Below are 21,202 nucleotides of genomic sequence, written 5' to 3' on the forward strand. Positions count from 1 at the left end.
ATGTCAATGATTCCCCCCGCAGGCTCAGCCACGCTCGAAGTACGCGCGCTCAGCAAGACCTACACCGGACGAGGCGAGCCGGTTGAGGCGATCCGGCAGCTCGACTTCAAGATCAGCGCGGGCGAGCTCGTTTGCATCGTCGGTCCGTCCGGAGCGGGCAAGACCACGCTGTTGCGCTGTCTCGCGGGTCTCCTCACGCCGAGCTCCGGCGAGATCGTGCTCGCTGGCACGACGATCTCCGGCCCCCCACCAGGCCTCGCCGTTGTGCTGCAGGAGTACGGCCGCTCACTGTTCCCGTGGCTCACGGTCGCCGAGAACATCGAGCTTCCACTCAAGGAAAAGCGGATTCCCCGCTCCCGCCGTCTCGAACTCGTCGCCGAAGCGCTCGCCGCGGTCTCGCTTGCCGGCGAGGGTGAGAAGTATCCGTGGCAGCTCTCCGGCGGCATGCAGCAGCGCGTCGCGATCGCGCGCGCCGTCGCCTACGAGCCCCAGGTCCTCCTCATGGATGAGCCGTTCGCGGCGGTAGACGCGCAGACGCGGTTCGAGCTCGAAGACCTGGTGCGGTCGCTGTGGGAGCGGCTCGGGGTCACAGTGGTGTTCGTGACGCACGACATCGACGAGGCGATCTATCTCGGCGAGCGCGTCCTGGTCCTCTCGGGGCGCCCCACCGTGATTTTCGAGGACGTCCACGTCAACCTCGGCGCGCAGCGCTCCCAGATCGAAACGCGCAGCGACGCCGAGTTCGCGCGGCTGCGCACCCACGTGTACGAGCTCGTTCAGGCCGCGAAGCACGGGGCACGGACGGTCGCGGAGGCGCACATCAGTCACTGAGAGGAACCGCCGCAGCTGCGATCGCCGCGAGCACCCCGGACGCCCACTCGCGCGCCGCCTCCGTGACACTGAGTGGCCCGCCCGCGTCGTGCCGCCCGTACTCGCCCACTCGCGCAGCGCCGCAGGCGGTGAGCGCCTCATCCACGAGCTCGCTCCCGCGCGAGTAGGTCTTGTCGTAGCTGCGGTCGCCCATGCCGAACACCGCGTAACGAATCCCGGTGAGATCGGGCCGCGCCTCAACGAGCGCCCGGTGGAACGGCCGCGCAGAGGTTGGCACCTCACCGTCGCCGTAGGTCGAGCAGATGAGCAGGTGCATACGATCCGCGTCCAGGTCTTCGGGGGCGATCTCCGCGAGGTCGTGCACGCGCACGTCGGCACCCGGCGCGGCGCCGAGCACCTGCGCAAGCTCCTCCGAGACGAGCTCGGCCCCACCGGACTCGGTACCGAAGAGCACGGTGAGCGGCACCTCGGCGGCGAGCGCGTCTGCGCCGCCCTCGGGAACTGGCGGGAGGTCAAGCGTGAGGTCACCCGCCGCCGCGCGCAGCTCGGCGCGGGAGGCGAGCTTCGCGCGCTCGCGGCCGGGGGCCGCCGTGAGTCGTTCCCGGAGGTCGATGCGGCGCCACCCGTCAAAATCAGTTCCCGCCGCGCGCACGCGCGCCAGGAGTTTCGCTGCGGCGGCGCCGTCCTCTTCGACGGCAATCGCGCCGCTCGCGAGATCAGCGGCAACCGTCAGGGCGAGGTCCCGCGCGTCCGTGCGCTGGTCCGGGATCGTGCCGCGCGGGCCGCGCCGGAGCCACCCCGCCGTGTAGAGTCCCGGTTCCACCCGACCGTCAGGGTGGGCGCCTGGCTCGAGCGGGGTGTCCTCGGTACCTTCGAAGCCGATCGCGGTGATCACGTCGTCAGCGGGAAGAACACGCGACACCGAGGCTGCGTCGCCCGTGGACTCGATCGCGACTCCGGTCACACGATCCGCTCCCACTATCCGTGTGGGCGCTGCAGCAAACCACCACTCGACGCGCACGCGCGGTGTGCCGGCGGCGGTCTGGGCCGCTTCGCCCGCGGCAACCAGCTCTCGGACCGCATCGACCCTTGCATCGCGGGCCTGCTCAGGCAGCTCCGCGGCGCCGTGCACCACGTGGTGCACACCCGTGAGGCCCGCGAGCTCGCGCACCATCACTGGGTCGAACTTCGCCGCGCTCACCCCGCTCCGACCAACCAGGTGAATGGTCCGGACGGCACCCACGAGCGCATCGCGCGATGGGTCGTCCACGTCCGAACCGTCGAACTCCGCGGGATCCCGCGCCAGGAGGCGCACGACGTCCATCGCGACGTTCCCGTGCCCCAGCACCACCACGCGGGCTCCGAGCGGCGGCTGAGCGGGCTCGTCCGGGTGCTGCGTGAGCACGCGCGTCACCGCTCCCGCGCCGCGCACCCCGGGAAGGGTCGCCCCGGGCACCGGGAGTGGCCGGTCGCGGTGGAGCCCCGTCGCGAGCACCACCACGTCGAAGGCGGCGCGCAGTTCCGGTAGCGTCACGTCGCGTCCCAGCTGCGTCTCCCCGGTAAACCGCACCCCTTCAGCGAGGAAGAGCCGATCGAACTGCCGGGTCACCGATTTGGTTCCCTGGTGGTCCGGGGCGACGCCGTAGCGAACAAGCCCGTACGGTGTGGGAAGCGCGTCGAACACGTCGATCGGCGCCGCGGGGAACGTGCGCCGCAGCGCCTGCGCCGAGAAGCTCCCGGAGGGCCCGGAGCCAACGATCGCGATCCTGGGCGCGGGGATCCCTGGCTCGGGCGCTTCCGTGTCGCCCTCCGCCCCCCGGGCCGCGGGAGCCATCTGCGCCGCACTGGCGGGTGCGGCTCCGGAGACGTCTTGCCCGCGAACCGCGGTCCAGCTCACGGGAAGCTTCGTCATTCCTCGGAACACCCAGCCGCCGATCTCCGGCGGATCTTCGGGGAGCACGCGCAACCCCTCGAGCGATTCAAAGAGTAGCGGCAGGCCGACGTCTGCAACCTGCGCCCGGGCAACCCAGGCTCCCAGGCAGACGTGCACACCCTTTCCAAAGGCGAGGTGGGGTTTCGATTCCCGGCGCAGGTCGAATTCTGGGGCGCGGTCCCAGATCTGCTCGTCCCGGTTTGCCGAGAGGATGCAGATCCCGAGCTTTGCACCGCTCGGGAGCCGCACTCCCGCAACGTCGACCGCGCGAGTGGTCTGCCGCGAGTAGAGCCCGATGGGCGCGACCCAGCGCAGGGACTCGTCGAATGCCGTGGACCACAGCGATCGGTCGGCCGCGACGGCCGCGCGCTGCTCGGGGTGGGTGAGCAGCGCCCACGCCGTGACCCCCAGCGCGTCGCGCGGTTCATTCAAACCGCCGCCGATCGTCATCTTCACGTTCGCACGGATGCGATCAATGGGCATCTCGTAGTCGGGGATGCGCAGGAGCGTGGAGAGCAGCGTGTGGTCGGGGTGTTTCTGATGCCAGGCGAGCATCTCGTCGAGCACCACGTCAACCTCGTCGAACGATCGCTTGCCGCGCGCCCACACCTCAGGATCGTCCGCGTAGTTGCCCGTCGCATCGATCATGGTCTGTGACCAGCGCTGCAGATCCTCCTGCGTCGCGTTGTAGAGCCCGATCACCTCCCGCAGGCTCTCTGCCGCGTAGGGCGCGGCGAAGTCCCAGATCAGGTCCGCGCCAGGCCCCTTGTCTACGAGCTCCGCCAGGTAGCGCTTGGCGTTCCTGTGGAACATTTCGGTCCAGGTGCGCTTCACCACTCCGGGGCGGAGCGCGGGCTGCCAGGCCTTGCGCTCGAGATAGTGTTCGGGATCATCTCGCCGCAGCATTGAGTGCCCCATAGCTCGGATCTGGAGCGAGTCGCGCTCGTTCGCCGAGAATACCTCCTGATCCAGTTCCGTCTGGTGGACCGCCTCGTACGATGTGATGAGGAACCGATTGACCGCCGGCACCCAGTGCACCCCGCCCTCTGCGCGGAGCCGCTCATAGATGAGAAACGGATCTCGGTAGAGCTCCGGAATCGTTACCCAGTCGGCGATCGGAGCCTCGATACCAGTCATGTCACGTCCTTGTGTTCGGCGGTTCGTTCCTACTTGCCCCGAGTATGCGCGGGATTCTTATTCAAGAAAAGCTCAATGTATTTCAGATCAAATTCGGTATTATCGAATTATGGAGCGCACAGAGCAGTCGCAGCCCACCACGCCGAGTCCCAGGAAGCTGCGCTGGGGCGTGAAAGCCTCGCTCATCGCGTACGTCAGCGGGATGTCAGACGGGCACGTCGCGGCGACGCCCCCCGCGACCGTCAGCGACGACGGATTCGCCTTCCCCTCCGACCCCGCAGTCGCGGGGGAGTCAGCCCCGGCACCACTGCACTTCCGCGGCACCGTGACGCTGAGCGGGCACTCGGGGATGCTCCGGCTCGTCTTTGCCGACCCGGCAATCACGGGCGCGAACGGAGGGTGGACCCTCACCATCGCGGATCCGCACGAGCCCGGGGCGCGCCTCCCGTTCGCCTCGATCGCAGCGCTGGTGGCGGGAGCGGACGAAACCCTGCGCGGCACCGGCCTCCGCCTCACCGAGGCGGGCGCCGACCTCTTCTTCTCCGGCCCATACACCGCGGGCACCGAGCTCGACGACTTCGAGATCCGGCCGGAGCGGGGCCCCCAGTGAGTGCGCGATCCGGCATTCCGCCGTTCACGCTGCGGCAGCTCGCCTACTTCGTCGCCGCAGCAGACGTGGGGACGATCACGGGGGCGGCCGAAGCGCTGCACGTCTCCCCCTCTGCAATGTCCGACGCGATCACCGAGCTCGAAACGATTGTTGGCGAGCGGCTGTGCGTCCGCCGGCGCGCGCACGGGCTCACGCTGACCCCCGCGGGCCAGCAGCTCATGGCGCACGCTCGGCAGATGCTCTCCGAGGCCGACGAGCTCTCGCGCACCATGGGAAGCACCGCGGACGTCCTGAGCGGACCGATTGTGATCGGCTGCTACCCCACGCTCGCGCCGCTCATCCTGCCGCCGCTGCTTCAGGAGTTCGCGAGGCTGCACCCGGCGGTCGAGCTCTCGATTCTCGAGGCCACGCAGGATCAGCTCGCCACCGCCCTCGCCTCGGGCCGGGTCGACCTCGCCTTCGTCTACGACATGCTGGTCGCCGGAACACCCGCACGAAGCCGCCTGTTCGAGCTGCCACCCCACGTGATCCTCCCGGCGAACCATCCACTGGCGGAGCAGCCAGCGGTACGCCTGGAGGAGGTAATCGACGAGGACCTGATCCTGCTCGATGCCCCGCCGTCCAGCGAGCACACGCTCGCCGTGTTCGCCGAGCGCGGCCTGCGCCCCCGAGTGCGGCACCGCACCGCGAGTTACGAGGTGGTGCGCACACTCGTGGCGCGCGGCCTCGGCTACGGGGTCCTCGTGTCTCGCGTAGCAAACTCCGCGAGCTACGAGGGCTTCCCGCTCGTCACGAAGCGAATTGAGCCGCCCGTGCCACCCGTGGCCGTCGAGGTGATCTGGTCGCCCGACCATCCGCTCCCCGCCCGCACGCACGCGCTGCTCGCATTCGCGCGACAGGTCAACTGGACGGGGAGCGGGGATCATCTTGCCTCGGCGGCAGCAGCGACGTAGTCGTCCGAGCGCTCAATGAGCGGCGTGCCCCACCGTTCCCGAATGATGAGCACCGCGGCGAGCGAGATCGCCGCCATCACGGCGAGGTAGATCGACACCGATCCGATCCAGCCGGTCGACTGCTGCAGCCACGTCGCGATCGTCGGCGCAAACGCGCCGCCCAGGATCGCGCCGAGCGCGTACGAGAGCGAGACGCCCGAGTACCGCACCCGCGACGGGAAGATCTCGGCGAAGTAAGCGGCCTGTGGGCCGTATGTGAGCCCGGTCGAGAGCATCCAGGCCGACAGCGAGATCGCGATCATGATGACGAGTTGCAAATCCACCAGCCAGAACAGCGGGAACGCCCAGAGAATCTGTAGCAGGTAGCCCACAACGTACACCTTGCGGCGGCTCTTCCAGCGATCCGAGAGCCACCCGCCGAGTAGCGTGGTCCCGGCCCACACCGCGGACGCGAGGGTGACGCAGGCGAGCACCGCCGATCGGTCCATCCCGTGCACCGTCGTGGCATACGAAAGCACGTACCCACCCGTCGACATGTAGCCCGCGGCGTTGTTACCGGCAAACGTGAGCGCGGCGAGGAGCACGAGCCACCAGTGCTTGCGAAACAGCTCGACGAGCGGCATCCGCGAGCGCGACTTCTGCTGCTGGAGCTCCTTGAACACCGGGCTCTCCTCCACCGAGCGCCGGATCACGAAGCCGACCACCAGCATCACCACGCTCAGCAGGAAGGGGATCCGCCACCCGAACTCAAGGAACTTCTCGGGCCCGAACGCGGCCGTGGTGAGCGCGAGCACTCCGGACGCAAGCAGCATGCCGAGCGGAACGCCGAGCTGCGGCGCCGAACCGAACAGTCCGCGCTTCTCCGTCGGCGCGTGCTCGACCGCCATGAGCGCCGCCCCGCCCCACTCCCCGCCCGCGGAGAAGCCCTGCAGGATCCGCAGCAGCACGAGCAGGATCGGCGCGATGACGCCCGCCTGCTCGTACGTGGGAAGCACGCCGATCAGCGTGGTCGCCGCCCCCATGAGCAGGAGGGTGAGCACGAGCATCGAGCGCCGGCCCATGCGGTCGCCCAGGTGCCCCGCAACGATCGCGCCGAGCGGCCTGAACAGGAAGCTGATGCCTATCGTTGCGAACGACAGCAGCAGCGCGGACTGGGCGCCAAGCGGCTCGAAGAACAGTTGCGCAAACACGAGTGCCGCGGTGTTCGCATAGATGAAGAAGTCGTACCACTCGATCGTGGTGCCGACCATCGTTGCGAGCGCAACGCGACGACTCTCTCTTCGGCCGCTCGTGACGGGTGCGGATGACATACAGACTCCTTTGTCCGGTGGGTGCGCCGCCCGGTTCGGGGCGCCGCGCGCGTGCGCTCCACGTGGTGCGCACGCCCCATCCTGTGACGCACCGCATGCACGGGTCAAACGGATTGAATCGCACAACACTTTCGGAGATTCCGAAGAATGGGGTGGTCAATTCCGAACCCGCGCCCTACCCCCGCGCTTCCCGCCGGTGCAGCAGCGCGGAGCCGATCGCGAGCGCGGAGCCCACCGCCGTGTCGAGCACCCGCTCCCCCGCGGAGGCGAACGGGTCACCGCCCGCCGCCGAGCCCGTGATGAGCAGCACGAGCGGCGTGATGAACACGAGCGCGAGCGCGTAGTTGCGCACCACAACGATCTCGATCGAGAACTGCAGGGCGGTGAGGAGCAGCACCAGCGCCACCGGACTGGCCCCGAGGGGCGCGATTGCGAGGTATACGGCGGCGCCCAGCAGCGTGCCCGCCGTGCGGTGCAGCCCCCGGCCGAGTGCGTGGCTGCGTCCGGCCGCCAGGCCGACCACCGCGACCCCGGCCGACACCGTCCAGTACGCGCGATGCGGGTCAAGCCACACCACACTGATCACGGTGCCCAGCACGGCGACAACGGCGACGCGCAGCAGGAGCTCTTGCTCACCGGCGCCCAGCCACGGCCCGGGCAGCAGCGCGCGCAGGGGGCGCGCAGGCCGGGCGCGCTCCGCGCGGCGCAGCAGTGGGGTGAGCGCGACGAGGTACGAGAAGACCATGCCGGCGAGCATCGTGAGGAGCACGGTCCCGGGTGCGCTGACCCGCTCCCCGTCGCGCACCGCGGTGATCATCCCCGAGAGGCCGTAGATCAGCACGAAGAACACGGGGCCCGGCGGGCCGAGCCGGAACGCGAACGCGAGGCCACTCACCCCCACCGCAACGACCACGAGGCCCACGGCGAGCCACAGCGGCCACGGCGCGAGCGCGACGCCCAGCGCGGCGCACGCGAACAGGGCAACCCCCACGATCGGCAGCACCTTCGCGCGCTCGCGGGCGGCGGCGCCCGCGACGAACAGTGCGAGGAACGCGCCCACCGCCGCCTGCAGGCCCAGGTCCTCGCGACCGAGCAGCGTGAGCACGGCGAGCGGGACGCCCATCGAGGCGGCGGCGCGCGTGGCGATCCAGCCGCGGGGTGCGGGTCCGGGAGGCAGGCTGAACAGGCTCCGGATCTCGCGTTTCACAGAGTCAAGGATACGCGCTATGCCTCGCCGAGCTCGGCGAGCACCCCCTGCGCCAGCTTGAACGCCGTGTTCGCGGCCGGCACGCCGCAGTACAGCCCCGCCTGCAGGATCACCTCTGTGATCTCCGCGACCGTCAGTCCGTTGCGCCGCGCGGCACGCACGTGCATCTCGAACTCCTCGTGGTGGCCCAGCGCGATCATTGCGGTGAGCACGGCCACCGAGCGCGAGCGGCGGTCGAGGCCGGGCCGCGACCAGATATCGCCCCAGGCGGTGCGGGTGATGAAGTCTTGGAAGTCGGCGGTGAACTCGGTGGTGCCGGCGATCGCGCGATCCACGTGCGCGTCGGACAGCACCTCCCGGCGCACCGCCATGCCGCGGGCCACGCGCTCGCGGTCGCTGAGGTCGCCGCCCACCGGGCCGGCAGCGGCAGCGGCAGCGGCAGCGCCAGCGTTTGCGTTTGCCGTCGACTCGCCGCTCGCGGCGCTCATCGGGTGACCCCGCCGAAGAACTCGAGCAGCGCCGCGGCGACCGCGGCCCCCTGCTCCGCGGGCGGCTGGTGGGCGGCACCCGCGATAATCACTGACCGCGCGTCGGGCACGCCCGCGACGATCTCGTCCTGCCGCTCCGCCGGGGCCACCGTGTCTGCCTCGCCGCCGAGCGCGAGCACGGGGATTCGGATCTCGCCCAGGCGGCCCCGCAGATCGTAGCCCGCAAGCGCCTCCGCGCAACGCGCGTACCCCTCGTCCGAGGTGTTCTGCAGGACGCGCAGGATCCGGCCGGTAAGCTCGGGCTCCCGCGCAATCGACTCGGGCGCGAACCAGCTCTGCGCCGATGGCGCGACCAGCACGGAGGTGGACTGCTCGCGCACGAGGGCCGCGCGCTTCGTCCAGTGCTCACGGTCACCGAGGGACGCGGCGGACGCGAGGCTCGCCACGGCGGCGAACGTCTCGGGGTGCTGCAGCGCGAGCGTGAGGGCGAGCGCGCCGCCGATCGAGACCCCCGCGTAGAGCGCGCCGCCGACACCACCCGTGAGCTCGCGCACTCGCGCAGCGACCGCGTCGCCAAGCTCGGCCATCGAGAACGGGTGCGCGGGCACCGGCGCGGTGTCGTGCCCGGGCAGGCTGAGCAGTGTGACGCGGTACGCCGCGGCGAGCGCGGGAACCACGGGCTCCCAGATCAGCGAGCCGGTACCGAGGGAGTGGCCGAGCACCAGCAGGGGCGCGCCGGCCGGGCCAACCGGTTCGGTGAGGGCGATCTCTGGCAGTGTCATGCGGGGTCCTCCGTGTGCGTGCGCGGGGGCGCTACGGCGGCGTCGACGAGACGCCCCGCGAGCCCGGTGTAGTGTGCGGGATCGAGCAGCTCGGCGACGTCGATGCCGGCCGCGGGAATCGCGGGCTCCGCGCGCAGCAGCGCGGCGAGCTGCGCGCCGTCCTCGGCGGCTGCGACGATCGCACGCACGCGCGGGGCACCGAGAACGGGGCCGAGGACGAGCGCGAGCCGCTCGGCCACGATCAACCCGCCGGTGCGGGCGAGGTTCCTGGCGGCGGCATCGGTGTCGGCCCGTAGCCCGGCGGTGAGGATCCGGGCGTGGGCCGCCGCGCCGCGGGCGAGCCGCAGCAGCTCCCGCAGCGTCGGCCACTCGGCGTGCCAGGAGCCGTCGGGGCGCTCATCGACGGCGAGCCCGGCCGCGGCGACCAGCGTCGCCGCCAATTGCGGGGCGCGAATCGCGGCTGAGCGGATCAGCACTGAGTGCGCGGGGTTGCGCTTCTGTGGCATTGCCGAGGAGCCGCCCCCCTCACCCTCGGCGAGCTCACCGATCTCGGTGCGACTGAGCGTGGCCACGTCCGCCGCGATCACGCCGAGCGCCGCGACCGCCTGCGCGAGGGCGTCGCCCAGCTCGGTGACCGGCCAGCGGGTCGTGTGCCACGGGGCCGCGGGTGCCGCGAGGCCGAGCTCGGCGGCGTAGGCGGCCGGGAGCGCGGCGGCCCGATCCGGGCCGCCAACCTCAACGAACGAGGCGAGTGTGCCGCCAGCGCCCCCGAGCTGCGCGGGCAGCTGGGCCACCGCGGCGTCGAGCCGCTCGACCGCGCGGGTCACCCCGCGGAGCCAGCCGCTGGCCCGGAGCCCGAGCGTGGTAGGCACCGCGTGCTGGGTGAGCGTGCGCGCGGCGACCGGGACGTCGCGGTACTCGCGGGCGAAGTGCGTGAGGCTCTCCGCGCAGCGGCGCAGATCAGCCGCGAGGAGCTCGCCCGCGGCGCGCGCGCTCAGCATGAGCGCCGAGTCGAGGATGTCCTGGCTGGTGGGGCCGCGGTGCACCCAAGGGCGCGCCGCCTCGGGGACACCCGCGCGCAGGATCCCCACCAGCGGGATCACCGGGTTTCCGCCCGCGACGGCACCCGTGATCAGCTTTGCGAGCGGGAGTTCAGTCCACTCGCATGGTACCCCGGGGCCGCGCCAGCCGAGCGCGGCCGAGATCTCCGCGGCCGCGGTGTCCGGCGCCACCCCCACGGCCGCCCAGGCGCGGGCAAGGCCCACCTCAGCGGCCACGAGGGCCCCGGCGATCGCCGCGTCGCTCAGCTCCGCCGCGGTCCCGGTGGAGACCGGGGTGAGGAGGCCGGCGTCAAAGCCGGCCGGGGGCACCACGCGCGCGGCACCGCCGGGCGCCTCGATCTCGCCGGCGTCAGTAGGCAATGAAGACGGTCTCCCTCTCGCCCTGCAGACGGATGTCGTGGGTCAGGTGCCCCGCGGGCGTTCGCGTTGCCACGAGAGTACCGCGAGCCTCCGGCGAGAGCGACGCGAGCAGCGGGTCCGCCGCGAGCGCTGCCTCGTTCTCCGGCAGGTAGATTCGGGTGTGCAGCTTGTCGGGCAGCCCGCGCGCGAACACGACCACCGCGAAGAACGGCGCCTCGCCAGACACTGAGCCCGGGTTGCGCGTCCAGAACTCGTAGTGGCCCTCGTCGGTCGTGAACGCCCGACCGAACCCGGTGAAGGTGTGGTCGTCGCGGTGGAAGCTGCCGCGTTCGCGCGGCACCGACCCGTCGGAGTCGGCGGCGAAGATCTCCACGACCGCGTCCGGGATTGGGCTCCCGGCGCCGTCGCGCACCACGCCACCGAGCACGATGGCGCCCGGGGAGTGCGGGAAGGCGACCTCGTGCTTCTTCACGGAGTCGAGCCCGAACGCGAAGAACGGCCCCACGGTCTGGCCCGGCGTGGGCTCGTGTGTCTGTGCGGGAACCTGCGCCGCGCGGTCGCCGCTCACGGCGCGGGTACGGTCGGTGCTCATCAGTGCTCCCCCTCCTCGGGCTCGAACCAGGTGGCGGCGGCGCCGTCCACCACGATGTCGAATCGGTAGCCCATCGAGAACTCGGGCACGGTCTGGTCGTGGTCGTACGCGCCGATCAGGCGGTCGCGGTCGCGCTGGTCACGAATCGTGTTGTAGATCGGGTCGAGCGGGAACAGCGGGTCGCCCGGGAAGTACATCTGGGTGATGAGGCGCTGCGTGAACGAGCGGCCGAACACCGAGAAGTGGATGTGGGCGGGGCGCCAGGCGTTGACGTGGTTCTTCCACGGGTACGGGCCCGGCTTGATCGTGGTGAACGTGTAGCCGCCGGCGTCGTCGGTGATCGCGCGGCCGGCCCCGGTGAAGTTCGGGTCCAGGGGCGCCGGGTGCTGGTCACGCTGGTGGATGTACCGTCCGGCGGCGTTCGCCTGCCAGACCTCGATGAGCTGGTTGCGCAGCGGCCGGCCCCACGAGTCGAGGAGGCGGCCGGACACGGTGATGCGCTCGCCCTGCGGTTCACCCGTGTGCTGCAGCGTGAGGTCCGACTCGATCGCCGCGACGTCGCGTTGCCCGTAGGCGGGCGACCACAGCTCGATCGACTCTGGGTCGACGAGTCGCGTGTCCTTCGTGGGGTGCCGCAGCAGGCTGGAGCGGTACGGCGGGAAGTTGAGCATCGTGCGCGGCAGCGTCTCGCCGGCGGCGACGCGGCGCGCGTACTCATCGTGCAGCTCGCCGATCTCGGAGGTGATCTGCGTCTGCGATGCCTGATCAGGCGCCGCAAGCAGCGATTCGGGGGCGGCCGCGGGCTCGGCCGGCGTGGGGGCGGTCATCAAGCACTCTCCTTCGAGGGGTGTCCTGTCTCCGTCCAGGGTGCCAGCGCCGATCGACCCCGGCGCCGCTGACTCCCACTGAGTGGGACTGTGCGGGACGGAGCGGGACGAGGCGGGCCGGGGGGGGCGGAGCAGCACGAGGTGGGCCGGGGCGGGACGGGACCGAACCGGCGGAACCGCGCGGGAGCGCCCGCGCTACGCCTCGCGCACCTCCGCGTGGATCTCCTTTGCGGTCTGCCGCGCGAGCTGCGCCAGCAGGCGCTCGTCGGCCCGGTCAAGGTGCACCACGACGCCGACCGCGATCGGCGGCAGCCCGGGCACCCGCGGCAGGGCCGCGGCGACCGAGATGTTCCCGAGCGTCATCTCCTCGCGGGTGCGCGCGTACCCCCGCGCGCGGGCCTGGGCGAGCGCATCGCGAAGCTCCGCTTCGGCCACCAGCGAGTGCACGGTCTCGCGCTCTCGCGGCGTGGTGAAGTATCGCGCGAGCCACGCTTCATCGCAGGTGGCGAGCAGCGCTTTCCCCACCCCCGTCGTGTGCAGCGGACCCCGCCCGCCGGCCCGGCTGACCGTGGGGATCGAGCGGCGCCCGGTCACGCGCCCCACGTACAGCGCACTCGCGCGCTCCGGCTCGCCGTCGAGCACGCCGAGGTGCACGTTTTCACCGGTCGCCTCGTACAGCCGCATGAGGTGCGGGATCGCGCGCTCGCGCAGCCGCAGCGACAGCGGGGAGAGCTCGCCGAGTTCCCAGAGCCGCGGTCCGACCGCGTAGCGGTGATCCGGCATCCGCACGAGCAGCCCGTGGTCCAGGAGCGTGCCGAGGAGCCGGTGCAGCGTCGACGGGGCGAGCCCCGTCCGCGCGGCGAGCGCGGCGGCGGTGAGCTCGGACTCGTCCTCGGAGAAGCAGCCGAGCACGTCGAGGGCACGGTCAAGCACGCCAGCTCCGGCCACCGCGCCTCCCTCGCTTCGTATGTGTACCGAGCGTACCCCGTGGCATGCTTGCCGCATGGCGAACTCACCCAGCGGCGACTCCCTCATCGCGCGCGTGGTGCGCGTGCTCGAGACGTTCTCGGCCGAGCGCACCGTGCAGACCGCGAGCGAGATAGGGCGCGCGGCGGGGCTCCCCCCGTCCACCGCACACCGCCTCGTCGACGATCTTGCGGCGAGCGGCCTCCTCGAGCGCGACGAGGACCAGCGCGTCCGCTTGGGGATGCGGCTGTGGGAGCTTGCGCTGCGCGGCTCACCGGCGCTGCGCCTGCGCCAGGCCGCGCTGCCCCACATGGAGTCGGTGCAGACTCGGATCCGGCAGCACACCCAGCTCGCCGTGCTTGAGCGCGACGAGGTGCTGTTCATCGAGCGGCTGTCACACCCGGAGGCTGGAGCGAACATCGCGCGCGTGGCCGGGAAGCTCCCGCTGCACGCGTCTTCGGCCGGGCTCGTGCTGCTCGCGCACGCCGAGGCCGCGGTGCGCGAGCGCGTGCTCGCGGGTCCGCTGCGCCGCCTCGGGCCGGGCACCATCACCGATCCGGCGCTGCTGCGCCGCGAGCTCGCCGCGATTCGCCGCGCCGGCTTCGTGGTCGCCCCCGGGTCAGTCGAGGGGGTCTCCACCGGGGTCGCCGTGCCGATTCGGGACGCCGGCGCCGTAATCGCGGCGCTCTCCGTGGTGCTTCCGCGCTCGGGTGAGCACGCTGGCGACGCGGACGCGGACGCGCGCAGTGGCCCCGGCGTCGGACCCGGATCCGGATCGGGCTCGGGGTCCGACGCGGCCGTCACCGCGCTCCAGGCGGCCGCACGTGCAATTGAAGACGAGCTGCGCGCACTCAGATCCTCCCATTGAATGGGAAAATCTCACTGAAGCGGCGGTGGCCGGGCACACTCGGTCACGACCCCCGCGGCGCACACCCACCGCGGCAGACCGTCGTCAAAGGAGACCTCATGACCGCCGAGCGCACCCGCGTCGCCATCGTCGGAGCCGGCCCCGCCGGGCTGCTCCTCTCGCACCTGCTCGCCGAGGCCGGGATCGAGTCGATCGTGCTCGATCGCCGCACCCGCGAGGAGATCGAGTCGACCGTGCGCGCCGGCATCCTTGAGCAGGGCACCGTCGAGATCCTCGACACAGTCCCCGGCAGCCGCGCGCGCACCGTGGGGCACCGCCACGACGGGATCGAGTTCCGCTTCGCCGGCGAGGGGCACCGCATCGACTTCCCCAGCCATGTGGGCCGCAGCGTCTGGCTCTACCCGCAGCACGAGGCTCTCACCGATCTCATCGCCGCGCGGCTCGCCGCGGGGCAGGACTTGCGGTTCGGGGTCACCGCCGACCGCGTTGACGACGTCGATACCGCGACCCCCCGCGTGTTCTGCACGGCCGCCGACGGCACCCGGTTTGAGATCGCCGCCGACTTCGTAGTGGGCGCCGACGGGTCCCGCAGCGTCGTGCGCACCGCCGTAACTGGCTCGCACACGGGCGGGTCCTTCCGCGAGTATCCCTTCGCGTGGTTCGGGATCCTGTGCGAGGCGCCGCCCAGCTCCGAAGAGCTCATCTACAGCAACTCCCCCGACGGCTTTGCGCTCATCAGCCAGCGCTCGGACACCGTGCAGCGCATGTATTTTCAGTGCGATCCGGACACCGACGTCGACGCGTACAGCGAGGCCCAGCTCTGGGACACGCTGCAGGCTCGGGTTCCCGGCACCACGCTGCGTGAGGGACCCATCTTTCAGCGCGACGTGCTCCGCTTCCGCAGCTTCGTCGCCCACGAACTCCGCCACGGCCGCGCCGCTCTCGTCGGCGATGCCGCCCACACCGTGCCGCCCACCGGCGCGAAGGGAATGAACCTCGCGGTCGCCGACGTGATCCTCCTGAACGATGCGCTCCAGGGGCTGCTGCTCCGGGGCGACGAGGCCCCCATCGACGCCTACGCCGAGGCCGCCCTGCGGCGCATCTGGAAGGCGCAGCACTTCTCCTGGTGGATGACGAGCATGCTGCACGCGTCCCCCGACGCGTCGGAGTTCGACCGCCTGCGTCAGCTCGGTGAGCTGCGCTCGGTGGTGGAGTCCGATGCGGGCCAGCGCTACCTCGCCGAGGCGTATACCGGGTGGCCGCTGCAGCGGACCCTGTAGTCGGAGTCGTTCTCACACGGGGGGGGGATTGGGCCGGCCGGCGGTTCAGGCCCGGCGCCACCAGCGTGCGGCCGGGCGACGGCTGAGTGGCCGCGGTTCGCGTCGGCTTGATGCTTGACTTTCGCGGCGTTCGCTCTGGAGAATAGCGAAAGTTCGAGTGCGCCGTTCTCGGCGAGTGTCCGACACCGCGATCCGACCGGCCTGCAGCCCCACCCCCGCTGCGTGCCCACTCAGAACCAGGGAAGCCCGCCCCGAATCCGGCGTGCGGCTTCGCCGCCATGTGGCTCCACGGCCATCGCACACCCCACGCCCCGGTACCCACGCGTTGCACCGCTGCATCGCGGCTCGCACCGAGCGTCGAGCCGAGTGGCCCGGGCACCCAAACTGAGAGTGAGAGAGACCGTGACGAGCGTTCAGCATCCGAGCACACCCCCCACCCACACGACCATCCCCGAAGCCGAGATCTTCGCCGCGCACGAGGGTGGCAAGCTCTCCGTCGGCGTGACGCGACCCATCGAGACGACCCGCGATCTCTCCATCGCCTACACCCCCGGGGTCGCCCAGGTGAGCCGCGGGATCGCCGCCGATCCGCAGCTCGCCACCAGCCACACGTGGGCCTCCCGCCTCGTGGCGGTCGTCTCCGACGGCACGGCGGTGCTCGGACTCGGCGACATCGGGGCGAGCGCCTCCCTGCCCGTCATGGAGGGGAAGTCAGCCCTGTTCAAGACGTTCGCCGATCTCAACTCGATCCCGATCGTGCTCAACACCACCGACACCGACGAGATCGTGGAGACCCTCGTGCGGATCGCGCCCAGCTTCGGCGCCGTAAACCTCGAGGACATCTCGGCACCGCGCTGCTTCGAGCTCGAGCGCCGCCTCATCGAGGCGCTCGACATGCCGGTGATGCACGACGACCAGCACGGGACGGCCGTCGTGGTGCTCGCCGCCCTGCTTGGTGGAAGCACCGTGGTGGGCAAGGACCTCGCGGGGCTCCGGGTCGTCATCTCCGGATCCGGGTCCGCGGGCGTCGCGGTCGCCGAGATCCTGCTCGCCACCGGCATCACCGACGTGATCGTCATCGACTCGAAGGGCACCCTGCACCCGGATCGCGCCGACCTCACCGGCGTGAAGCGCGACCTTGCCGCGCGCACCAACCCGCGCGGGATCGCCGGCGGCACGCGTGAGGCGCTGCGCGACGCCGACGTATTCGTGGGCGTCTCGTCCTCGAAACTGCCCGAGGAGCACGCGGCGGGCATGGCCGAGGACGCGATCATCCTGGCGCTCTCGAACCCCGACCCGGAGATCATGCCCGAGGTCGCGGCGAACTACGCGGCCGTGATCGCCACCGGACGCAGCGACTTCCCCAACCAGATCAACAACGTGCTCGCGTTCCCCGGCATTTTCCGCGGTGCGCTCGACGCGGGCGCGCGCCGGATCACCCTCGCAATGAAGCTCGCCGCGGCGCGAGCGATCGCCGATCTCGCGGCGCCGGATCTCGCCGCCGACCGGATCGTGCCGAGCGCGCTCGACCCGCGCGTGGCCCCGGCGGTCGCCGCGGCGGTGATGGCCGCGGTCGATGCGGAGTAGGTCGGGCGCCGCAGTGGGGCGACCGCGATCCGGGCGCCCCGCTGCGGTCCCGCTACAGGGCCCGGAGCACCACCGCTGAGCCCTGGCCTCCGCCGCCGCAGATGCCGATCGCCCCGAGCGATCCGGCGCCCGCTGCGGCGAGCTGGCGGGCCAGCGTGCCAACGATCCGCGCGCCCGAAGCTCCGATGGGGTGCCCGAGCGCGATCGCCCCGCCGTGCTGGTTGACGATCGCCGGATCGATGCCGAGCTCGCGGGTTGACTGGAGCCCCACGGAGGCAAACGCCTCGTTGATCTCGACCGCGGTGAGATCGGCGGCGCTCGCGCCGGCGACCTTTGCGAGGGCGGCCGTGATGGCGCGCGCGGGCTGCGAGTGCAGGTGCGTGTCGGGGCCCGCGACAAACGCGGTCGCTTCCACCGCGGCGATGGGCTGCAGGCCGAGGCGTTCGGCCGCGGCGGCGCTGACGATCACGAGTGCCGCGGCACCGTCGGTGATCTGCGAGGCGTTGCCCGCCGTGATCGTGCCGTCGGCGGCAAACGACGGGCGCAGCTTCGCGAGCCCCTCGGCCGTGGTGTCGGCGCGCACCCCGTCGTCGGCCGCCACAACCGTGTCGCCACGGCGCGAGGCCACGGTGAACGGGGCGATCTCGGCGGCGAGGAACTCGGCCGACGCGGCGGCGCGCTGATGCGAGGCGGCGGCGAACGCGTCTTGCTCGGCGCGGCCGAGCCCCAGCTCGCCGTTGCCGGTCTCAGTGAGCGCGCCCATGGCCACCTGGTCGAATGCGTCCGAGAGGCCGTCGCGCTCGACCGTATCGATAAGCTCCACCGTGCCGTACTTTGTGCCGGCGCGCAGCGGGGTAACGTGCGGGGCGAGCGACATTGACTCCTGCCCCACGGCGAGCACGATCTCGGCCTCGCCGGCGTTGATGAGTCGCACCGCCTGCGACACGGCCTCCGCGCCCGAGAGGCACACGGCGTTCAGCGTGATCGCCGGGACGGTGAGCGGGATCCCGGCGCCGACAGCGGTCTGGCGCGCGGGGTTCTGCCCGGCCCCCGCCTGGAGCACCTGCCCGGCGACCACCGCGTCGACCTGATCCGGGGCGACGCCGGCCCGCTCGAGCGCGGCCGCGGCGGCGTGCGCGCCGAGCGCGGTGGCGGGCTGGGCGGCAAGCTGGCCCGTGAAGCGCGTGAATGGGGTGCGTGCGTACCCAGCGATCAGAGCGGTCATGGTGGGCCTCCTCGGCGTGGTGTGGGGCCGCCGCGCGGCGAGGCTGCGCGGTCGGGTCGCCGCGCGACGCGGCGTTGTAGGGCCATCTTGCCACCAACCGCGGCGTGGGCCGAGCGGATCCTCGCACAGCCGCACGCGGTGCCGCTATGCACAGGCGCGTGCCCGCTGTCGGATCGGGCGCCGCCCAGCGGCCCGAGCCCGCGCCCAGCGCGCACCGGCTAGAGGCCCCGCCAGGGGCCACCGCCTAGGGTTGAAGAATGAGCGACACCGTCCCCGCCGCAGCGCCCGGCACGCCGGAGCCCAGTGGACCGTCACGTGAGACCGGTGGCGACGAACCACCGGCGGGCCGGAAGCGGCGGCGCGGCGGCTGGATCGCGGGCGGGATCGGCGCGGCGCTCGTGCTCGCGGCCGGCGGCTACACGGCCGCGTGCGCACTCACACCACTCCCCGAGCCGAGCGTCGCCGCCGCGGATCAGGCCGCGTGGGATGAGTCCGTCGCCGCGGCGGCCGACGAGGCGGCGGCCGCCGCGCAGGCCGCCGTCGACGCGCAGGCCGGGCCCGCGGCAATCGGCTGGCAGGACAGCGACGACGTGTGGGCGAACGACGACACCCCGCGCCCGATCGCCAGCATCTCGAAGCTCGCGACCGTGCTGATCGGCCTGGAGCGCGCCCCGCTCGAGGCCGGCGCCGACGGCCCGGTGCACGTCTGGAGCGAGGCCGACGCGGCACGGCAGGGCGCGTACATCGCGCAGGACGGGGTGGCCTTCCCGATCCCCGTCGGCACCGAGGTCACCACCCGGCAGATGCTGACGCTCGCGCTGCTGCCGTCCGCAAACGATTTCGCAGCCGCGTTCGCCGCCGCGACGATCGGCACCGACGCAGAGTTCTCGGCCGCGGTCGCCGAGTGGGCCGGGCGCAACGGGCTCGAGTCTCTGAGCCTCGCGGAGCCGACCGGCATGGACGAAGCGAACGTCGCGAGCGCCGCCGACGTGGTGCGGCTGGGCAAGCTCGCGCTCGCGAACCCCGCGATCGCGGAGCTCGTGAGCACCCCGAGCGCCGAGCTGCCCTGGGGCATCGGCGTGGTCGAGAACACGAACCCGCTTCTCACCCAGCTGCCCGGCGTGGTGGGACTCAAGACCGGCCGCTCCAGCGTGGCCGGGTACAACCTGGTGACCGCGCAGGAGGCCGACGCCGACGGGCGCCCCGTGGTGAAGCTCACGGCGGTGCTCGGGCGCGACTCGGGCGCTGAGCGCGCCCGCGACAGCAGCGCGCTGCTCGCCGCCATGGACGCGGCCGCCCGGCAGCTGCCGCTCGTGCACCCGCAGGAGCTCGTGGGCACGGTGGCCACGGTGGACGGGCAGCGGATCGAGCTGGTCGCCCGCGGCAGCGCCGCGACCGTGCTGCTCCCTGGTGAGGGCGCGGGCCGCGAGGTGACGCTCGACGCCGTGGGCGCGGGGCCGGAGGGCCAGCCGGCCGGCACCATTGCGGTGTCCTCACCGACCGGGGACTCCGAGGTGCCGGTGGTGACCGCCGCGGCGATCGTCGAGCCCGACCTGTGGTGGCGGCTCACGCACCCGGCCGCCGTGTTCGGCTGGTCCTAGCCGCCGCGCGGCGCGGCCGTGCGGCCCCCGCGCAGCCCGGCCGCCCGGCCCGGCCGGGTCCCCCCGGTCGCCCGGGCCCAGGTCGCCCCGGCCCGGCCCGGCCGCCCGGGTCGCAGATCCGACCCCTAACCACAGATCCGACCCCTAACCACAGATCCGACCCGAAGCTGCACCGCTCCGCCCGCGTGGAGCGGGTCGGATGTGGGCCAGCGGGTCGGATCTGTGGGCGGGCGCGGGCGGGCGGACGGCGCGGGCGGCCGGCAGACGCGGCCGGGCCAGCGCCGCGCGCTACCCCGCCGTGAGCGCGCCGGCGGCGAGCCGACGGACGACGCCCGTGAGGTGGGCGATCCCGGCAAGCAGATCCTCGTCCCGCGTGTACTCGGCGAGGTTGTGCGAGACGCCGTCGACGCTCGGCACGAACAGCATCACGGTGGGCACCTGGTCCTTCATGTTCGTCGAGTCGTGTCCGGCGACCGTCATGACCCGGTCGTGCGTGAGACCCAGCTCGGCCGCGACCGCGCGCGCGAGCTCCACCCCGTCCTCCGGGTAGGGGTTCTGATCCCACGCGTGCTCGGCGATCACCTCGATGGTGACGCGATCCTCACGCTCGACGCGCGCAACGGTCTCCATGAGGGAGGCGTGGGCGGCGCGGATCACCGCGGCGTCCGGGGAACGGAGATCGAGCAGCAGCCGCGCCTCGCTCGCCACCACCACGGGCGAGTTCGGGTACACGTTCAGCTCGCCGCACGCGGTGTGCAGCACGCCAGGCTCGAACTCGTCGACCAGCTCGCGCGCGGCCACCACGAGCCGCGCGGCCCCGAGCAGCGCGTCGCGGCGCTCGGCCATGAGCGTCGAGCCGCTGTGCGCCTGCTCACCGGAGACCCGGAACTCGAACTTGTGCGCGGCCCAGGTGGCGTTGACGAGACCGATCGTGACGCCGTCCTCCTCCATGCTGCGCCCCTGCTGCACGTGCACCTCGGCGTACGAGGCGACGCTGCGCCCCGAGGCGGCACCGAACACGGGCCCGGCCCCGAGTTCGCCCAGCTCGCCCAGCGCCTCCGCGACGGTGGCGCCGCGCGGATCCGGCGTCGCGAGCGCCTCCGCAAGCCCCAGTTTGCCCGTGAACACCGAGCTGCCCATCATCGAGGGCTTGAACCGCGAGCCCTCCTCGTTGAACCAGTTGACCACGGCGAGGTTGAAGCGGGCACCCTCGGGGGCCGCGCGCAACTCATCGGCGACGCGGAAGCACGCGTACGCCGAGGCCATGACCCCGTAAGCCCCGTCGAAGCGGCCCGCAGTCGGCTGCGAGTCCATGTGCGACCCCGTGAGCACGTACGGGGCGCCCGGCACCAGCTCCAGCAGCCCGAACTGGTTGCCGATCTCGTCGCGGTGCACCGTGAATCCGCGCCCGGTGAGCAGCTCGGCGAACCACGCGCGCTGCGCGCCGTCCGCGGCGCTCGCCGCCTGCCGATCGACGCCGCTCGTGCCCGGCACCGCGCCGAACGCCGAGTGGGCGGCCCAGTCGACGATGAACGCCGCGTCGGAATTCTGGGTGCTGATGGGGTGAGACATGGGGAGGGGTCC

18 protein-coding genes are annotated in these 21,202 nt (G+C 72.2%); 7 read left to right on the forward strand and 11 right to left on the reverse strand.

Annotated elements, in window-relative coordinates; translation table 11 throughout:
* Positions 1–831, forward strand: a complete 831-nt coding sequence (locus tag EV139_RS04070) for an ABC transporter ATP-binding protein (protein ID WP_130453047.1) — start codon at positions 1–3, stop codon at positions 829–831.
* On the opposite strand, the gene EV139_RS16210 is transcribed toward EV139_RS04070, so the two are convergent.
* Positions 821–3,901 (reverse strand): cytochrome P450, encoded by a 3,081-nt coding sequence (locus EV139_RS16210; protein ID WP_130453048.1) that lies wholly within the window; start codon positions 3,899–3,901, stop codon positions 821–823. The two genes, EV139_RS04070 and EV139_RS16210, sit on opposite strands and share 11 nt — an antisense overlap.
* A 109-nt stretch (positions 3,902–4,010) precedes the next feature.
* Between EV139_RS16210 and EV139_RS04080 the strand changes: the two genes are divergently transcribed.
* Positions 4,011–4,511 (forward strand): HtaA domain-containing protein, encoded by a 501-nt coding sequence (locus EV139_RS04080; protein WP_157992981.1) that lies wholly within the window; start codon positions 4,011–4,013, stop codon positions 4,509–4,511.
* A complete protein-coding gene (locus EV139_RS04085; RefSeq protein WP_130453050.1) occupies positions 4,508–5,464 on the forward strand; it encodes a LysR family transcriptional regulator in 957 nt (318 codons plus the stop codon). Before EV139_RS04080 ends, EV139_RS04085 begins: the two co-directional genes overlap by 4 nt.
* Here the strand turns inward: EV139_RS04085 and EV139_RS04090 are convergent.
* From EV139_RS04090 to EV139_RS04125, 8 genes are all read right to left on the reverse strand, one after another.
* Complete coding sequence (locus EV139_RS04090) at positions 5,434–6,774, reverse strand: MFS transporter (protein ID WP_130453051.1); 1,341 nt, start codon at positions 6,772–6,774, stop codon at positions 5,434–5,436. The genes EV139_RS04085 and EV139_RS04090 overlap by 31 nt on opposite strands.
* A 175-nt stretch (positions 6,775–6,949) precedes the next feature.
* Positions 6,950–7,981 carry an FUSC family protein gene (locus EV139_RS04095; RefSeq protein WP_130453052.1) on the reverse strand — a complete coding sequence of 344 codons (1,032 nt, stop codon included), beginning with the start codon at positions 7,979–7,981 and terminating at the stop codon, positions 6,950–6,952.
* Between the two features lie 17 nt (positions 7,982–7,998).
* Positions 7,999–8,469, reverse strand: coding sequence for a 4-carboxymuconolactone decarboxylase (gene pcaC, locus EV139_RS04100; RefSeq protein ID WP_198677445.1), 471 nt, complete (start codon positions 8,467–8,469; stop codon positions 7,999–8,001).
* Positions 8,466–9,251, reverse strand: coding sequence for an alpha/beta fold hydrolase (locus EV139_RS04105; RefSeq protein WP_130453053.1), 786 nt, complete (start codon positions 9,249–9,251; stop codon positions 8,466–8,468). The genes pcaC and EV139_RS04105 overlap by 4 nt, the downstream gene beginning before the upstream one ends.
* Complete coding sequence (locus EV139_RS04110) at positions 9,248–10,672, reverse strand: lyase family protein (protein ID WP_237464553.1); 1,425 nt, start codon at positions 10,670–10,672, stop codon at positions 9,248–9,250. Before EV139_RS04110 ends, EV139_RS04105 begins: the two co-directional genes overlap by 4 nt.
* Positions 10,662–11,264 carry a protocatechuate 3,4-dioxygenase subunit alpha gene (gene pcaG, locus EV139_RS04115; RefSeq protein WP_130453054.1) on the reverse strand — a complete coding sequence of 201 codons (603 nt, stop codon included), beginning with the start codon at positions 11,262–11,264 and terminating at the stop codon, positions 10,662–10,664. The genes EV139_RS04110 and pcaG overlap by 11 nt, the downstream gene beginning before the upstream one ends.
* Positions 11,264–12,091 carry a protocatechuate 3,4-dioxygenase subunit beta gene (pcaH, locus tag EV139_RS04120; protein ID WP_130453055.1) on the reverse strand — a complete coding sequence of 276 codons (828 nt, stop codon included), beginning with the start codon at positions 12,089–12,091 and terminating at the stop codon, positions 11,264–11,266. Before pcaH ends, pcaG begins: the two co-directional genes overlap by 1 nt.
* A gap of 195 nt (positions 12,092–12,286) precedes the next feature.
* The gene (locus tag EV139_RS04125) at positions 12,287–13,039 is read right to left on the reverse strand and encodes an IclR family transcriptional regulator (protein ID WP_241988963.1); all 753 of its coding nucleotides are present in this window, start codon (positions 13,037–13,039) and stop codon (positions 12,287–12,289) included.
* Positions 13,040–13,094: 55 nt separating this feature from the next.
* On the opposite strand from EV139_RS04125, the gene EV139_RS04130 reads away from it, so the two are divergent.
* From EV139_RS04130 to EV139_RS04140, 3 genes are all read left to right on the forward strand, one after another.
* Positions 13,095–13,925 (forward strand): IclR family transcriptional regulator, encoded by an 831-nt coding sequence (locus EV139_RS04130; protein WP_130453057.1) that lies wholly within the window; start codon positions 13,095–13,097, stop codon positions 13,923–13,925.
* A 98-nt stretch (positions 13,926–14,023) separates the two neighbouring features.
* A complete protein-coding gene (locus tag EV139_RS04135; RefSeq protein WP_130453058.1) occupies positions 14,024–15,205 on the forward strand; it encodes a 4-hydroxybenzoate 3-monooxygenase in 1,182 nt (393 codons plus the stop codon).
* A gap of 402 nt (positions 15,206–15,607) precedes the next feature.
* Entirely contained in the window at positions 15,608–16,792 is a 1,185-nt protein-coding gene (locus EV139_RS04140; RefSeq protein ID WP_130453059.1) for an NAD(P)-dependent malic enzyme, read from the forward strand.
* 52 nt (positions 16,793–16,844) lie between these two features.
* Here EV139_RS04140 and EV139_RS04145 read toward each other — a convergent pair whose 3' ends face one another.
* Entirely contained in the window at positions 16,845–18,017 is a 1,173-nt protein-coding gene (locus tag EV139_RS04145) for an acetyl-CoA C-acyltransferase (protein ID WP_130453060.1), read from the reverse strand.
* A 257-nt stretch (positions 18,018–18,274) separates the two neighbouring features.
* Here EV139_RS04145 and EV139_RS04150 point away from each other — a divergent pair, with 257 nt between their 5' ends.
* Entirely contained in the window at positions 18,275–19,618 is a 1,344-nt protein-coding gene (locus EV139_RS04150; RefSeq protein ID WP_130453061.1) for a D-alanyl-D-alanine carboxypeptidase family protein, read from the forward strand.
* 288 nt (positions 19,619–19,906) lie between these two features.
* Here the strand turns inward: EV139_RS04150 and EV139_RS04155 are convergent, their stop codons facing one another.
* Positions 19,907–21,190, reverse strand: a complete 1,284-nt coding sequence (locus tag EV139_RS04155) for a M20 family metallo-hydrolase (protein ID WP_130453062.1) — start codon at positions 21,188–21,190, stop codon at positions 19,907–19,909.
* Between the last annotated feature and the right edge of the window lie 12 nt (positions 21,191–21,202).

The organism is Leucobacter luti, from assembly GCF_004217175.1.
In the GTDB taxonomy this organism is placed as follows: Bacteria; Actinomycetota; Actinomycetes; order Actinomycetales; family Microbacteriaceae; genus Leucobacter; species Leucobacter luti.

Bases quoted from the DNA above. Each gene is read 5' to 3' on its own strand.
- pcaG (WP_130453054.1), bottom strand. From the start codon at position 11,264: ATGAGCACCGACCGTACCCGCGCCGTGAGCGGCGACCGCGCGGCGCAG.
- pcaH (WP_130453055.1), bottom strand. From the start codon at position 12,091: ATGACCGCCCCCACGCCGGCCGAGCCCGCGGCCGCCCCCGAATCGCTG.
- EV139_RS04135 (WP_130453058.1), top strand. From the start codon at position 14,024: ATGACCGCCGAGCGCACCCGCGTCGCCATCGTCGGAGCCGGCCCCGCC.
- EV139_RS04080 (WP_157992981.1), top strand. From the start codon at position 4,011: ATGGAGCGCACAGAGCAGTCGCAGCCCACCACGCCGAGTCCCAGGAAG.
- EV139_RS04070 (WP_130453047.1), top strand. From the start codon at position 1: ATGTCAATGATTCCCCCCGCAGGCTCAGCCACGCTCGAAGTACGCGCG.
- EV139_RS04150 (WP_130453061.1), top strand. From the start codon at position 18,275: ATGAGCGACACCGTCCCCGCCGCAGCGCCCGGCACGCCGGAGCCCAGT.
- EV139_RS04090 (WP_130453051.1), bottom strand. From the start codon at position 6,774: ATGTCATCCGCACCCGTCACGAGCGGCCGAAGAGAGAGTCGTCGCGTT.
- EV139_RS04145 (WP_130453060.1), bottom strand. From the start codon at position 18,017: ATGACCGCTCTGATCGCTGGGTACGCACGCACCCCATTCACGCGCTTC.
- EV139_RS04130 (WP_130453057.1), top strand. From the start codon at position 13,095: ATGGCGAACTCACCCAGCGGCGACTCCCTCATCGCGCGCGTGGTGCGC.
- EV139_RS16210 (WP_130453048.1), bottom strand. From the start codon at position 3,901: ATGACTGGTATCGAGGCTCCGATCGCCGACTGGGTAACGATTCCGGAG.
- EV139_RS04105 (WP_130453053.1), bottom strand. From the start codon at position 9,251: ATGACACTGCCAGAGATCGCCCTCACCGAACCGGTTGGCCCGGCCGGC.
- pcaC (WP_198677445.1), bottom strand. From the start codon at position 8,469: ATGAGCGCCGCGAGCGGCGAGTCGACGGCAAACGCAAACGCTGGCGCT.
- EV139_RS04155 (WP_130453062.1), bottom strand. From the start codon at position 21,190: ATGTCTCACCCCATCAGCACCCAGAATTCCGACGCGGCGTTCATCGTC.